Genomic DNA, 13,945 nt, shown 5'->3' on the forward strand with positions numbered 1-13,945 from the left:
GACGGCGCGGACCTACGCCGCCGTGATCACCATCTGGATCTCGACCGGACTGTTGAGCGGAAGACCAGCGACACCGATGGCGGTGCGCGCGTGCCGTCCGTTCTCCCCCAGCACGTCGATCAGAAAGTCGCTGGCGGCATCGGCGACGCGCGACTGCTGACCCAAGTCCGGGGTGCTGGCCACGAAGACCAGCATCTGCACGATCCGCACCCGCTCCAGGTCTCCCACCGCCTGTGCGGCCACCGCGAGCGCGTTGAGCGCCGCGTGACGGGCCAGCTCGCGGGCGGTCTCGACGTCGACGTCCCGACCCACGATGCCTTGGCCCAGCAGTTCACCGTCGTGGTAGGGCAGCTGACCCGCCACGTGGACACTGGAGTCGACCGCGCGGTGGTTCTGGTACTTCGAGCTCTCACGGACCTCGGGGAGGTTCCGGCCGAGGGCCTGGAGCCGCTCCGTGGCCGAACCGCTCTGCGTCTGAATGCCAGTCATCTGATCTCGGGTCTCCTGGTGGGTCGCCTTCGACGGCGAGGTCGGCGGTGAGGATGTACGTGCCCACCGCGTGCGGGCGCAGTGGGCTAGCGGGAGTTGCTCAGGCTGCCTTGGCCCGGGAGTCGCTCGGCTTCGAGCAGACCCTGCGATCAGGCGTTCCCCACGGGCGCGGCGTCCCGGCCGTCGGTCCGGCCGTGCAGCGCCGACTGGAAATGCCGCGCCAGTTCCTGCCGGAACGCCTCCGTGTCGCCCTCCAGGGCGACCGCGGCCAGCCTCTCGTGCTCGACGGCGATGTCGTGCAGCTCGCCGTACGAGCGGTGGTCGACCATGAGGTACAGGCGCAGCTTGGTCTCCCACCCGTTCCAGAGGTTGCGCAGGACTCCATGTCCGGACAGCTCGTAGAAGAGCCGGTGGAACTGCAGGTGGGCATCGATGCTGGCCGGGATGTCGTGGGTCTCCGTCGCCCGGCTGAAGTCGACGAGCGCCTGTTCCAGCCTGCCGCGCTCTGCACCACGGAGCGCTGGGAGGGCGAGCTCGCCGGCGTACGGCTCGACGAGCAACCGGACCGAGGCGATCTCGGCGACCTCCTGGGCGCTCACCTCCATCACGAACGCACCCCGGAACGGGATCCGCACGACCAGGCCCTCCTCCTCGAGCCTGGTCAGTGCCTCGCGGAGCGGCGACCGGCTGATCCCGAGCTCCGCCGCGATGTCCCGCTCGCGCAGCTGTCCACCGGGAGGAACCATGCCGTCGAGGATGGCCGCACGCAGGATCCGGTAGACCCCTTCCGGAGTCGTCGTCCGTTCCAACCCGCCGAGCCTCAGGTCCATCGCGTTCCTCCTGGTCGTTTGTCGACCCTACTGGTCAGGGACGCGGCAGGCCGAAGAGCACGGGCAGGTCGGCGATGTCGGTGATCCGCTCGTAGCCGAGCCAGTGCTCGTCGTGCTCGAAGCCCCGGTCGACGTACACCTTGCGCTCGATGCCCATCACCGCCGCGGAGCGGAGATCGTACATGGGGCTCGCGGAGACGTGCACGAGCTCGTCCGGCGTCGCCCCGAGCTTGTCGAACATGTACTCGAACGCGCGGAGCCGCGGCTTGTAGACCCCCATCTGCTCGGCGCTGATCACGAACTCGAACGGAGCCTGGAGGTTCTCCGCGAGGCGCACCGCGTACGCGGTGTCACTGTTCGTGATGATGACCAGGGGGACTGCCTCAGCCAGGCGGTTCAGTGCCTCGGTGACTCCGGGGTACGGGCCCCAGGTCGGGATGATCTCGTACACCGCCCGCGCGTCGTCCTCCCGGTACTCGAGACCGACCCAGCGCGAGGCCCGTTCCATGGACCGGGCGACGATCTGGTGGAACGGCTGGTAGTCGCTCATGCACTCGTCGATCCGGTACGCCTTGCAGGCCTGCAGGAAATCATCGGCGATCTCGGCCGGCAGCCGGTCACCCAAGACCTCACGGATCGCGTCGTTGATGGCGAACTTGATCAGCGTTCCGTTCATGTCGAACGTCACGAATTTCGGCTTCTCATCGAATGCCACGAGTCCTCCTGGTGCTTAAGCCCCGAGCGGTCAAGGTTCCGCTCCTGGTCGATGGTAGATGGTCGACCATATGTGTATGGTAGTCAACTGTCAACAACTCCGGCTGATGGAGGCATCCGCATGAAGTTCACGTCGTACTGGCTCGACACCGCGCCCCAGAGTTCGCCCGAGCGAGCGGCAACGAGTGTGGAAGGACGCACCGGGGTGGCCGTCATCGGCGGCGGACTGACCGGCGTCGTCGCGGCCCTGCACCTGGCCCGTAAGGGCGCCAAGGTGGACGTCTTCGAGCAGGACACCGTCGGGTTCGGCGCCTCCGGTCGCAACGGCGGCATGGCAACCACCGGCATGTCGATCGGCATCAGGCCCGCGGTGGAGAAGCTGGGCTTCGACCGTGCAGCCCGGCTGTACGGCGCCTACAGCGAGGCGATCGAGCTGGTCGAGAAGCTGGTGACCGAGGAAGGCATCGACTGCCACTTCGCCCGCACCGGCAAGCTCAACCTCGCGACCAAGGCGGCGCACTACGAGGGGTTCGCGAAGACCGCAGAGCTGCTGAACACCCGCCTGGGAGGGGACTCTCAGCTGGTCCCGAAGGCGGAGCTGCGTCGCGAGATCGGCACCGACGTGTTCCACGGCGGCATGGTCGAGTCGAAGAGCGCCGGTCTCCACGTGGGCAAGTACGTCCGCGGTCTCGGCGAGGCCGCCGAGCGTGCCGGCGTGACCATCCACGAGAAGGCGCCCGTGCAGAAGCTGACCAAGGTCGGCTCCGGCCACCAGCTCCAGACCCCCCGGGGCCGGATCCACGCGGACCAGGTCCTCGTCGCAACCGGCGCGTACACCCGCCGGCCGTTCTACTGGTATCAGGTCCGGATCGCCCCGGTCGGCAGCTTCATCATCGCCACCGAGCCGCTCGACATGAGCGTGTGCGATGAGCTGTTGCCTACCCGACGGATGGCCTCGGACTCCAAGAACCTCCTGAACTACTTCCGCATCACGCCCGACCACCGGCTACTCTTCGGCGGCCGCGCGCGGTTCGCAGGCTCGAACCAGCAGTCGGACATGAAGAGCGGATCGATCCTCCGGGACGCCATGGTGCGTAACTTCCCCCAGCTGGCCGACGCCCGCATCGACTACTGCTGGGGAGGTCAGGTCGACATGACCCTCGACCGGATGGTCAAGGCCGGCCAGCACGACGGCGTCTACTACGCCATGGGGTACGCCGGCCACGGGGTCCAGATGGCGACGTACATGGGGGGCCAGATGGCCGCGTACATGTCCGGCGTCCCCGAGGCCAACATCTGGAGCGACTTCGAGTTCCGCCGCATCCCAGGACACTTCGGTCCGCCCTGGTTCCTGCCCTTCGCCGGCGCCTACTACAAGTTCAAGGACCGCGTGAGCTGACTTTCCGTCGCCTCCGCCAACGGCACCGTGGCCGAGGCGGTGGCAGCCGTCGGGTTCGCACAAGCGGCGCTGGACGTCTGGGCGCAGGTCAGCCCTCGGTCGCGCAGCGAGATCCTGCGCCGCGCGTTCTCGGCGGCGTGATCGAGCGCGCTCCTGCCGGGACGAACAAGATCGTGGTCCTGCGCCAGCCGATCGGCGTCTCCATCCTCATCACGCCGTGGAACTTCCCGGCTGCCATGGCCACCCGCAAAATCGGGCCGGCGCTCGCGGCTGGTTGCTCGGTCATCCTCAAACCGGCATCCGAGACACCGCTGACAGCACTCGCGATCGTGGCGATCCTCGCCGAAGCCGGCGTACCGGACGGCGTCGTCAACATCGTCCCATCGACCCGGTCCAACGACCTCAGCTCGGCCCTGCTCGACCATCCCTTGGTGCGCAAGGTGTCGTTCACCGGGTCGACCGAGGTCGGACGCATTCTTCTCGAGCACGCCTCTCGTACCGTCGTCGGTGCGGCGATGGAGCTCGGCGGCAACGCGCCGTTCGTCGTTCTCCCCGACGCCGATCTGGACGAGGCGGTCGCTGGCGCCATGGTGGCGAAACTTCGCAACGGCGGCTCCGCTTGCACCGTGGCCAACCGGTTCATCGTGCACTCTTCGGTGGCCGACGAGTTCACACGGAGGTTCGCCGAGGCCATGCGCGGCCTCCCCGTGGGCCCCGGTCTCAACGAGGCGACCAAGGTGCGGCCGCTGGTGAACGCGAAGACCCGCGACAAGGTCGCCGAGCTGGTCCACTCGGCGCTGGATGCGGGCGCCGTCCCAGTCGTCGGCGGCTCGGCCCCCGACCGGGTCGGGGTACTACTACACCCCGACGATGCTGGGCGGTGTCCCTCAGGACGCCCACATCCTGTCCCAGGAGATCTTCGGGCCCGTCGCCCCCGTAGTCGCGTACGACGACCTCGAAGAGGCCATTGCCCTGGCCAACAATACGGAGTACGGCCTCGTGTCCTATGTCTACACGCGCGACCTGCGCACCGGGCCGCACGTCCGCGGATGCCGATGCGACAACACCACCGCCGGCGCTACCCCAGCGCAATTCACGCCAGGTGCCAGGAGAGCGCCGCCAGGTGAGACATGAGTTCCCCGCACGGCAGAACCACCGCTACTCTCAGATTGTCGACAATCTAATGCTTACAATCAACTCAAGGACGGGCCACGATGAGGAACTCCACTCCCCCAGCCGGCGCCTCGCTGTGGAGCGCGCAGGCACAGATGCCGGCCGCTCTCGCGAAGCGCGTGACGATCGTGGCCGGCCAGGGCGCGAGCGTGATCACAGCGGACGGGGCCGAGTTGCTCGACGCGCCCGCGGGCCTGTGGCACGCCAATGTCGGGCACGGCCGCGAGGACATCGCACGAGTGGCCTATGACCAGATGCGGAAGCTGGAGACGTACCACGTCTTCGGCCGTTTCGTGAACGACGTCGCGCTCAGCCTCGCCGACCGGGTGACCGCGCTCGGCCCCATCCCCGATGCCAAGATCTTCTGGACCAGCGGCGGCTCGGACGCGGTCGACCTCGCCTGCAAACTGGCTCGCCGCCACTGGCAACTGGAGGGCCGGCCGGACAAGCGGATCATCCTCAGCCGGCACAACGCCTACCACGGCCTGCACGGCTTCGGCACCAGCATCGCCGGCCTGGACTACAACCGCGACGGCTACGGCACCGACTCCCTGATCCCCGAGACGGCCCGGATCCCCACCAACGACCTGGCCGCGGCCGAGGCGATCATCACCGAACTCGGCCCGGAGCACATCGCCGCCGTCGTCGCCGAACCTGTGATCGGCACCGGCGGCGTCATCGCGCCGGCAACGGGCTACCTCGAAGGCCTGCAACGTCTCGCCCGGCAGCACGACATCCTCTTCATCGCCGACGAGGTCGTCACCGGCTTCGGTCGCACCGGCACGATGTTCGCCTGCGAGCGCTTCGGCCTCGAGCCCGACATGGTGCTGATGGCCAAAGGCATCACCTCCGGCTATGCCCCGCTCGGCGGCGTCCTCATCGGGCCGCGCGTCTGGGAGCGGTACTTCAACTCCGACGACGCCCCGATCCTGCGGCACGGCATCACCTACTCCGGCCACGCCACCGCCTGCGCTGTGGCCCACGCCAACCTGGACATCCTCGAGCGAGAACACCTGCTCCGACGATCGGCCGAGCTCGAAGGCGTTCTGCACCACGCGATCCAGCCGCTGGCCGACCACCCGCTGGTGACCGCAGTACGCAGCGGCACCGGATTCCTCGCCGGCGTACAACTGAACGCCGACGTGCCGGGCGAAGCCGTCGTGGACGCCTGCCTCGACAGTGGGCTGCTGACCCGCCTCATCCACAACAACACCCTGCACATCTGCCCGCCGTTCGTCGTCACCGACGACGAGGTCTCCTTCATCGCCAAGACCATCCGCGTCGCACTCGACCACATCACCGACTGACCGAATCGGGCCGTCGACAGTTGCGTCGGTTGACGACCGTGAGACCGGTTGCGAACACCGCGAGCGCTGCGGTTGCGGTCAGCCACATGGCAGCCCCCATGGGTACGGCGCTGCCGTCGCCGAAAGCTCCCATGGTGGACGCGACGATGCCCCCGATGAGGAACTGAAGCAGCCCTTGGAACGAGGAGGCCGTACCGGCCGCGGAGCCGTGACCGGCCAACGCGAGCGAGGTGGCGTTCGCGAGCACTGGGCCGAGCATGGAGACGACAACGAAAAGGCACACGAGAAGCGCACCCAACGGCAGCCCGGCGATCGTGCTGACCAGTACACCGAGGCCGCCCACCGCACCAGTGGCCAGGCCGGCCCCCAGGAGTGTGTTCTCGTCCGCGACGCGGTGCACCAGCAGGCTGTTGACCTGACCCAGCAGCACGATGCCCAGCCCGTTCACTGCGAAGACGAGGCTGAACTGCTGTGCAGTGAGGCCGTAGATGTCTTGCAGGACGAACGAGGAGCCGGAGATGTAGGCGAACATCGACGCAAACATGAGCGCGGCCGCAAGGACGTATCGCAAGTACGACGTGTCCCTGAAGAGCATCGCGCACGTACGCAGATTGGCGCGCAGATCGGACGGCTGCCTGCGTTCAGGGGGAAGGGACTCGGGAAGTGCGAGACCGACAATGGCCAGCAGTGCAGCGCCCACGCTCGCAAGGACGAGAAAGATGACCCGCCACGACGCCAGGCTGAGCAACTGGCCGCCGATGATCGGCGCCACGATCGGCGCGACGCCGTTGACCAGCATCAGCGAAGAGAAGAACCGGGTCATCGCTGCTCCGTCGAACAGATCGCGAACCATCGCCCGCGAGAGCACGGTCGCGGCCGCGGCGCCGACCGACTGCACAACGCGTGCGGCGATCAGCCAGCCGATCGTGGGCGCGAAGAAGCAGCCGATCGATCCGCAGATGTAGATCGCCAGACCAGCCAGCAGCAATCGCCGCCTCCCGAGTGCGTCCGACAGAGGCCCGACCAGAACCTGCCCGCTGGCCAGGCCGACGACGAAGACGGTGAGGGTCAGCTGGACGAGACCGGCACCCGTGTGCAGGGTGTCGGCCATCACCGGCATGGCCGGTAGATACATGTCGATGGTGAGCGCTCCGAAGGCGCTCAGCGCGCCGATCACCAGCGTCAATCGCGCACGTCGTGCCCTGCTCATCGGCTCCTCGGGCCGGGGCCGAGCGGTGTCGGGGTGCGGTCGTATTATCTGCACATCATTATCTTGACATAATTCGCCTAGACTGGGCACATGCCGGACCAGAACCTGGACAACGGGCTGCAGGACGAAGACCCGCTGGCCGAACTCGCGGACCTCATCCTCAACGTCGGCCGGCTGGTCCGCGCTCGCACGCCCACCGGCCCGGACGTCGTACTCATGACCGAGACCGAGCGACAGGTCATGCGCGTCGTCGACCTCTATCCCGGCTCATCTCCTAGTGAGATCGCCGCCCGCGCACACCTGCAGCGAACCAACGTCAGCGCAGCGCTACGCGCCCTCGAAGCTCAGGGAATGGTCACCCGCAAGCCCACGACCGGGCGCGGTATCGCGGTCCTGCCGACCAGGAAGGCCGCCGCGAACCTCCGCACGCTCCGGGCCGCCTGGTCCCGCGAGCTGACCGAGGCACTCGGCGGCAACCTGGCCGACGTCCGCAAGTGCAACAAGATCCTGAGCGGCCTCGAGCGCCACCTCATCGAGACCTGACCGGCCGGGGCAGGAACGCACGGAAGGCCTGGCCGTCGTTCCGACGCTACCGGTCCCAGAAGTGACAGGTAACGAGTCGGTTCGGACCGGGGCGGCTGACCTCGGGCACCACGGTCCGGCAGATGTCCTGCGCCATCGGACACCGTGGGTGGAACCGGCAGCCGTGGGGCGGATCGATCGGACTGGGCGGCTCACCCCTGAGTCGCTTCACCATGCCGGCCGGCTCTTCGTCCTCGGCCAGCGACGCCGCCAGCAGCACCCGGGTGTAGGGATGCCGGGGATTGGTGAACAGGTCGTCGCGGCCGGCGACTTCCACGATCTGGCCCAGGTACATGACCGCGACGCGGTCACACAGGTACCGCACCACTCGCAGATCGTGGGAGATCAGCACCAGGGTGAGGTCCAGCTGCTCCTTCAGCTCCACGAGCAGGTTGAGGATCTGCGCGCGGATGGAGGCATCCAGCGCCGAGGTCGGTTCGTCGCAGATCAGGAACTTCGGCTTCAGCAACAGCGCGCGAGCGATCACCAGCCGCTGCAGCTGGCCGCCGGAACACTCTTCTGGACGGCGGTCGAGGATCTGCTCCTCGAGACCGACCCGCTCGAGCATCCCGGCGACCTGAGCCTGGCGTTCCCGCTCATCCTTGACCCCATGGTGGCGCAGCGGCGCCTGCAGACTCGTGCGCAACGTCATTCGCGGATCGAAGGCGCTGTACGGGTCCTGGAAGACGAACTGCATCGATCGGCGCAAGGTCTTGACCTGCTTGCCCTTCACCCTGGTGATGTCCACGCCGTCGAACACGACATGTCCGGCGTCGGCTGGCACCGCCCGCAGAATGGTCCGGGCGAGCGTGGTCTTGCCGCAGCCGGATTCGCCGACCAGGCCGACAACCTCTCCCCTTCCGACTTCCAAGGAGACACCGTCGACGGAGTGCACAGTCTTGCCCCGCCCGGCCGGGAAGTGCTTCACCACACCTCGCAGCGTCAGCAACGGCTCGTGGGCCGGTGACTTCGAACCGGACATGACGCCTCCGTGGGCTCGCACACTGGGTCGCAGCGGCTGAGGTGCAGATCGTTTTCCACGCTTCCATGACAGGTGTGGGTCCGCCGAGGAACCACGGAGGCGCAACTGCCCCATCCCACACCCAACCACCAGGCCTGTCAGTTGTCAACAGCTTGCAGTTGACGCCATCCCCGTCCTGGCCTCACAGTTGATGCCATGAACGAGCACCCGACAGCCTGGGAACCACCGGCCGGCGCCTTCTGGAACGGCGCCTGGCGCAACGCGTCCACCGCGCTCGCGGTTCACGACCCGGAGAACGGGACGCTGGTCGGTCAGGTGTCCGACTGTTCGCCGGCCGACGTCGACGCGGCCGTCGAGGCCGTCACGCTCGCGACCCTCGACCCTGATGGCTGGCCGCTGTGGCAGCGACGTACGGCGCTCAACCAAGCGGCGCGACTGCTCGCGGATCGTGCCGCGCTGTTCGTTCACCTGATCTCACGCGAGGGGTGCAAGCCGGTTCGTGATGCCGAGCAAGAGGTACGGCGAGCAACGGAGACTGTCCGGCTGTCGGCCGAGCAGGGCGACCGCTTGGAGGGGCGCACACTGCCCTTCGGCAACACCCCGCGGGGCGCGAACCGGATCGGCTGGTACACCCGCGAGCCGATCGGGGTCGTCGGTGCGATCACGCCGTTCAACGATCCGCTGAACCTCGTCGCCCACAAAGTGGCGCCGGCACTCATCGGGGGCAACGGTGTCGTGCTGAAACCGGCCGAACAGACTCCCCTGACCGCCCTCGCATTCCTCGAGGTGCTCCTGGAAGCCGGCATCCCCGCCGACCGGATCGCCGTCCTTCCGGGCCGCGGCGCCACTGTCGGCGCCGCCCTGGTCGGCCACACTCTGGTGGACATGGTCTCGTTCACCGGCGGCTGGGCCAGCGGGAACGCCGTTGCCCGGACCGCGGGCGCGAAGAAGACCCTGATGGAGCTCGGCGGCAACGGCACGGTCATCGTCCTGTCCGACGCCGATGTACCACGAGCCGCCGCCGCAATCGTCGACGGCGCCTTCGCCAACGCGGGTCAGAACTGTCTGTCCGTTCAGCGGGTGTTCGTCGCCCGCAACCGGGCTCAAGAGCTGGTCGATCTGGTTGTCGATCGCACCGAGGACTTGGTGGTCGGCAGCAAGACCGATCCGAGAACCGACGTGGGGCCGCTCGTCGACGAGGCCGGCGCGGAGCGGGTGGAGAGCTGGGTCGACGAAGCGGTGGAAGCGGGCGCGACCCTGCTGATCGGAGGGAAGCGCGACGGTGCATTCTTCTGGCCGACCGTGCTGACGGACGTCCCTGCGGGCTCGCGCGTGCTCACCGACGAGATCTTCGGTCCGGTGGTGTCGATCGAGTCGTTCGAAGACGTGAACACCGCGGTGCGTGAGGCGAATCGCTCCGATTACGGACTGCAGGCCGGCGTCTTCACCCACGACCTCGACTCTGCCCTGGCAGTGGCTCGCGCTCTGCGGGTCGGTGCGGTCATGGTCAACGACACCTGCGACTACCGCATCGACGCGATGCCGTTCGGAGGCGGCAAACGGTCCGGAGTCGGGCGAGAGGGCGTTCCGTACGCCGTCGACGCGATGACCGAGCCCAAGATCATCGCCATCCACACCTCGGCCTGAGTCCACCAGCACCCGGGACGCGCGAGTTCCCCCTTCCCTCGCGCGTCCCGGATTCCATTCCGGAGGGGCGTTGCATTCACCAAGCCGACACAGATTCAGGAGAGGTCCGATGGTCGACAGCGTGCGGGAGGAAAAGGTGGTCGGCTCGGTTCCGACGGGCTTGTTCATCGGAGGTGCCTGGCACCCGGCGGAGAACGGGACCACCTTCGCCGTCGAGGACCCGTCGACCGGTCGGGTGCTCGCGCACGTCGCTGACGCGTCCCCAGCGGACGGACTGCGCGCTCTCGACGCAGCCGCGGCGGCACAGTCGTCCTGGGCGGCCGTGCCGCCGCGCGAGCGGAGCGAGATCCTGTACCGGGCCCACAGCCTGCTCGTGCAACGGCAGGACGACCTCGCCCTGCTGATGACCCTCGAGATGGGCAAGCCGCTGGCCGAGGCACGCGGCGAGATCGCCTACGCGGCAGAGTTTCTCCGCTGGTTCGCCGAGGAGGCGGTCCGGATCGACGGTGGGTACGCCGTGGCGCCCAGCGGCCAGGCCCGACTGCTGGTGATGCGGCAGCCGGTCGGACCCTGCCTGCTCATCACGCCCTGGAACTTCCCGATGGCGATGGCCGCCCGCAAGATCGGCCCCGCTGTCGCGGCCGGATGCACGATGGTGGTGAAACCGGCAGAGCAAACCCCCCTCTCCATGCTGGCCTTCGCGGCCGTCATGACCGAGGCCGGCCTCCCGGACGGCGTGCTCAACCTGGTGACGACTTCCAACCCAGGCGGCGTGATGGAGCCGCTGATCCGCGACGGCCGGGCGCGCAAACTGTCCTTCACCGGATCCACCGCGGTCGGGCGACGGCTGCTCGCGCAATGCGCGGACCAGGTCATGCGGACCTCCATGGAGCTTGGCGGGAACGCCCCGTTCCTGGTGTTCGCGGACGCCGACCTGGACGCCGCGGTCGAGGGCGCGATGCTGGCGAAGATGCGCAACATCGGCGAGGCCTGCACCGCTGCCAACCGCTTCTACGTGCACTCGTCGGTGGCGGACGAATTCGCGCGCCGGCTCGCCGACCGGATGGGCGCCTTGTCCATCGGCCGCGGGGTCGAGGACGGCGTTGCGGTCGGGCCGCTCATCGACGACGATGCCCGCGCCAAGGTGGCCGAACTGGTGGGCGACGCCGTACAGCGCGGCGCGAAGGTTCTGGTCGGCGGCGAGCCGCTGGACCGCGACGGATATTTCTACCCGCCGACCGTGCTCTCCGGCGTACCGCACGATGCCCGGATGCGGCACGAGGAAATCTTCGGCCCGGTGGCCCCGATCACCACGTTCGAGACCGAGGACGAGGCGGTCGCCGCCGCCAACGACACCGAGTACGGGCTCGTCGCCTACTTGTTCACCCGCGACCTCGATCGCGCACTTCGGATCACCGAGCGACTCGAGACCGGCATGGTCGGGCTCAACCAGGGCATCGTGTCCAACCCGGCCGCGCCCTTCGGCGGGGTGAAGGCCTCCGGCCTGGGCCGCGAGGGCGGCCGGATCGGCATCGACGAGTTCCTCGAGACGAAGTACGTCGCCGTGGCGACGACGGCCTGATGGGAGCACAGGTGACCACCACACACGGGCGACGCATCGCGCTGATTCCCGGCGACGGCATCGGCATCGAGGTGGCCGCGTCGGCCCGGCAGGTGCTGGAGGCGCTGGACTCGCGCTACCGGCTCGGGCTCGTGATCGACGAGTTCGACTGGTCGTGCGAGCGCTACCTCACCGAGGGCGCAATGATGCCGGCCGACGGTCTCGACACCCTAAGGGAGTACGACGCCATCCTCCTCGGCGCGGTCGGGCGTCCCGGCGTACCGGACCATGTCTCGTTGTGGGGACTGCTGATCCCGATCCGCCGGGCGTTCCAGCAGTACGTCAACCTGCGTCCGGTGCGGGCCTTCGAAGGGGTGAAGAGCCCGCTCGCCGACGCGTCGGACCGCGAGATCGACCTGGTCGTGGTGCGCGAGAACAACGAGGGCGAATACAGCGAGGTCGGCGGCCGGTTCAACCGCGGTCTGCCGGACGAGACCGCCGTACAGCAAGCGATCTTCACCCGCCGCGGCATCGCGCGGATCGCGGACTACGCCCTCGACCTCAGCTCGGCCAGGCGACGGCGGCTGACCTCGGCCACCAAGTCCAACGGACTGGTGCACAGCATGCCGTTCTGGGACGAGGTCACCCGGGAGCGGGCGGGCCTCCATCCCGGCGTCGAGTTGGTGGAGGAGCACGTGGACGCGCTCGCGGCCAAGCTCGTCCTGCGGCCTGAGTCGTTCGACGTCATCGTGGCCAGCAACCTGTTCGGTGACATTCTGAGCGACCTCGCAGCAGGTGTCGCCGGAAGCATCGGAATCGCTCCCTCCGGCAACCTCGACCCCACGCGGGAGCACCCGTCGATGTTCGAGCCGGTGCACGGCTCGGCGCCGGACATCGCCGGCAAGGGCATCGCGAATCCGGTCGGCATGCTGTGGTCGACGGTGATGATGCTGGAGCACCTCGGAGCGCCAGCGGCTGCGGCCGTGCTCATGACCGCGATCGAGGAGTCGCTGCGCCGTCCGGAGACCCGGACCGCCGACGTCGGCGGCACCGCCGACACCGAGCAGGTGACCACCACGGTGCTGGATCAGCTGTGCTGAGACACGGATGCCGCGTCGCGGTCGTCACCGGCGGCAACCGCGGGATCGGGTTCGAGATCTGCCGTCAGCTCTCGCGGCTCGGTCTGCACGTCGTGCTCACCGCCCGCAACGAGTCAAGCGCCAAGGAGGCCGCTGACCGGCTGCAAGGCGAGGGTCCGGGACTGGTGATGGGCACCCGGCTCGATGTGACCGAGGACGACTCCGTCAGCTCGACCTTTACCGAGATCGCGCGCCGCCACGGCTCGATCGACGTCCTCGTGAACAACGCCGGTGTCGCGATCGATGGGCCGGCGCTCCATCGCGCCGCCGCACCGAACTTCCCGCTGGTGGACGAGACCCTGGCCACCAACCTGTACGGCGCCTGGCGCTGTAGTGCTGCGGCGATCCCGTTCATGCTTGGGCGCGGATACGGCCGGATCGTGAACCTGTCCAGCACCATGGCGTCACTCGAGCTGGCACTGACTCCCACCTCGCCGGCGTACCGGATCTCCAAGGCCTCGCTGAACATGCTCACTCGGGTGCTGGCGGCCGAGCTCGAGGGCACCGGCATCCTGGTGAACGCGGCCTCGCCCGGCTACACGAAGACGGACATGAGCCCGGACGCCACCCGTCCGGTGGAAGACGGCGCCGATACCCCGGTGTGGCTCGCCACCCTCCCCGGCGACGGACCGACCGGTGGCTTCTTCTACGAAAGACAACCGCTCGCCTTCTGAGACGCTCTACTGACTACGGGAGAACACAGCGTGACCTACGTCCATCAGCCCGCTAGCGCCGAGGGGCCAGCGTCCTGGTGCGGACAGCGGTGACATCACAGACGGCGAGACCGGAGGCCGCTACGAGGTGTCCGCCGGCGACGTGATCGTCCAGCCACGCGGATGGTCCGGCCGGTGGCACGTCACCGAGACGATCCGGAAGGTCTACAGCATCGGCGTACCCGCGGCCGCCAACTGA

The 13,945-nt window shown here is 68.2% G+C and carries 14 protein-coding genes and 1 pseudogene; 10 read left to right on the forward strand and 5 right to left on the reverse strand.

Annotated elements, in window-relative coordinates; all coding sequences use genetic code 11:
* Window positions 1–12 precede the first annotated feature (12 nt).
* From AB0H36_RS12315 to AB0H36_RS12325, 3 genes are all read right to left on the reverse strand, one after another.
* The gene (locus AB0H36_RS12315; protein WP_360520517.1) at window positions 13–489 is read right to left on the reverse strand and encodes a RidA family protein; all 477 of its coding nucleotides are present in this window, start codon (window positions 487–489) and stop codon (window positions 13–15) included.
* Between the two features lie 149 nt (window positions 490–638).
* Window positions 639–1,319, reverse strand: a complete 681-nt coding sequence (locus AB0H36_RS12320) for a GntR family transcriptional regulator (RefSeq protein ID WP_360520520.1) — start codon at window positions 1,317–1,319, stop codon at window positions 639–641.
* A 34-nt stretch (window positions 1,320–1,353) separates the two neighbouring features.
* Window positions 1,354–2,034, reverse strand: coding sequence for a haloacid dehalogenase type II (locus AB0H36_RS12325; RefSeq protein WP_360520523.1), 681 nt, complete (start codon window positions 2,032–2,034; stop codon window positions 1,354–1,356).
* Between the two features lie 120 nt (window positions 2,035–2,154).
* On the opposite strand from AB0H36_RS12325, the gene AB0H36_RS12330 reads away from it, so the two are divergent.
* The 4 genes and pseudogenes from AB0H36_RS12330 (at window position 2,155) to AB0H36_RS12345 (ending at window position 5,912) form a co-directional block, all read left to right on the forward strand.
* Entirely contained in the window at window positions 2,155–3,432 is a 1,278-nt protein-coding gene (locus tag AB0H36_RS12330; RefSeq protein ID WP_360520526.1) for an FAD-binding oxidoreductase, read from the forward strand.
* Between the two features lie 173 nt (window positions 3,433–3,605).
* A pseudogene (locus AB0H36_RS12335) lies at window positions 3,606–4,202 on the forward strand (aldehyde dehydrogenase family protein); the annotation flags it as partial.
* Between the two features lie 100 nt (window positions 4,203–4,302).
* Window positions 4,303–4,566: an aldehyde dehydrogenase family protein gene (locus tag AB0H36_RS12340; RefSeq protein ID WP_360520624.1), complete on the forward strand. Its 264-nt coding sequence runs from the start codon at window positions 4,303–4,305 to the stop codon at window positions 4,564–4,566.
* Window positions 4,567–4,646: 80 nt separating this feature from the next.
* A complete protein-coding gene (locus tag AB0H36_RS12345) occupies window positions 4,647–5,912 on the forward strand; it encodes an aminotransferase class III-fold pyridoxal phosphate-dependent enzyme (protein ID WP_360520529.1) in 1,266 nt (421 codons plus the stop codon).
* On the opposite strand, the gene AB0H36_RS12350 is transcribed toward AB0H36_RS12345, so the two are convergent.
* On the reverse strand, window positions 5,902–7,212 hold the full coding sequence (locus AB0H36_RS12350) for a multidrug effflux MFS transporter (RefSeq protein ID WP_360520532.1): 1,311 nt from the start codon (window positions 7,210–7,212) through the stop codon (window positions 5,902–5,904). The two genes, AB0H36_RS12345 and AB0H36_RS12350, sit on opposite strands and share 11 nt — an antisense overlap.
* Between AB0H36_RS12350 and AB0H36_RS12355 the strand changes: the two genes are divergently transcribed.
* A complete protein-coding gene (locus AB0H36_RS12355; RefSeq protein ID WP_360520535.1) occupies window positions 7,213–7,665 on the forward strand; it encodes a helix-turn-helix domain-containing protein in 453 nt (150 codons plus the stop codon).
* A gap of 46 nt (window positions 7,666–7,711) precedes the next feature.
* Here AB0H36_RS12355 and AB0H36_RS12360 read toward each other — a convergent pair whose 3' ends face one another.
* Window positions 7,712–8,686, reverse strand: a complete 975-nt coding sequence (locus tag AB0H36_RS12360; RefSeq protein ID WP_360520538.1) for an oligopeptide/dipeptide ABC transporter ATP-binding protein — start codon at window positions 8,684–8,686, stop codon at window positions 7,712–7,714.
* A gap of 195 nt (window positions 8,687–8,881) precedes the next feature.
* On the opposite strand from AB0H36_RS12360, the gene AB0H36_RS12365 reads away from it, so the two are divergent.
* The 5 genes from AB0H36_RS12365 (at window position 8,882) to AB0H36_RS12385 (ending at window position 13,945) form a co-directional block, all read left to right on the forward strand.
* Window positions 8,882–10,333 (forward strand): aldehyde dehydrogenase family protein, encoded by a 1,452-nt coding sequence (locus AB0H36_RS12365; RefSeq protein WP_360520541.1) that lies wholly within the window; start codon window positions 8,882–8,884, stop codon window positions 10,331–10,333.
* Window positions 10,334–10,442: 109 nt separating this feature from the next.
* Window positions 10,443–11,915 (forward strand): NAD-dependent succinate-semialdehyde dehydrogenase, encoded by a 1,473-nt coding sequence (locus AB0H36_RS12370; protein WP_360520543.1) that lies wholly within the window; start codon window positions 10,443–10,445, stop codon window positions 11,913–11,915.
* An 11-nt stretch (window positions 11,916–11,926) separates the two neighbouring features.
* Window positions 11,927–12,994: a tartrate dehydrogenase gene (locus AB0H36_RS12375; protein ID WP_360520546.1), complete on the forward strand. Its 1,068-nt coding sequence runs from the start codon at window positions 11,927–11,929 to the stop codon at window positions 12,992–12,994.
* Window positions 12,988–13,707 (forward strand): SDR family oxidoreductase, encoded by a 720-nt coding sequence (locus AB0H36_RS12380; RefSeq protein WP_360520549.1) that lies wholly within the window; start codon window positions 12,988–12,990, stop codon window positions 13,705–13,707. Before AB0H36_RS12375 ends, AB0H36_RS12380 begins: the two co-directional genes overlap by 7 nt.
* Window positions 13,708–13,801: 94 nt before the next feature.
* On the forward strand, window positions 13,802–13,945 hold the full coding sequence (locus AB0H36_RS12385; RefSeq protein WP_360520627.1) for a cupin domain-containing protein: 144 nt from the start codon (window positions 13,802–13,804) through the stop codon (window positions 13,943–13,945).

This window comes from Kribbella sp. NPDC050820 (genome assembly GCF_040653975.1).
Classification (GTDB): Bacteria; Actinomycetota; Actinomycetes; order Propionibacteriales; family Kribbellaceae; genus Kribbella.

Bases quoted from the DNA above. Each gene is read 5' to 3' on its own strand.
- AB0H36_RS12315 (WP_360520517.1), bottom strand. From the start codon at position 489: ATGACTGGCATTCAGACGCAGAGCGGTTCGGCCACGGAGCGGCTCCAG.
- AB0H36_RS12320 (WP_360520520.1), bottom strand. From the start codon at position 1,319: ATGGACCTGAGGCTCGGCGGGTTGGAACGGACGACGACTCCGGAAGGG.
- AB0H36_RS12330 (WP_360520526.1), top strand. From the start codon at position 2,155: ATGAAGTTCACGTCGTACTGGCTCGACACCGCGCCCCAGAGTTCGCCC.
- AB0H36_RS12340 (WP_360520624.1), top strand. From the start codon at position 4,303: ATGCTGGGCGGTGTCCCTCAGGACGCCCACATCCTGTCCCAGGAGATC.
- AB0H36_RS12345 (WP_360520529.1), top strand. From the start codon at position 4,647: ATGAGGAACTCCACTCCCCCAGCCGGCGCCTCGCTGTGGAGCGCGCAG.
- AB0H36_RS12355 (WP_360520535.1), top strand. From the start codon at position 7,213: ATGCCGGACCAGAACCTGGACAACGGGCTGCAGGACGAAGACCCGCTG.
- AB0H36_RS12360 (WP_360520538.1), bottom strand. From the start codon at position 8,686: ATGTCCGGTTCGAAGTCACCGGCCCACGAGCCGTTGCTGACGCTGCGA.
- AB0H36_RS12365 (WP_360520541.1), top strand. From the start codon at position 8,882: ATGAACGAGCACCCGACAGCCTGGGAACCACCGGCCGGCGCCTTCTGG.
- AB0H36_RS12370 (WP_360520543.1), top strand. From the start codon at position 10,443: ATGGTCGACAGCGTGCGGGAGGAAAAGGTGGTCGGCTCGGTTCCGACG.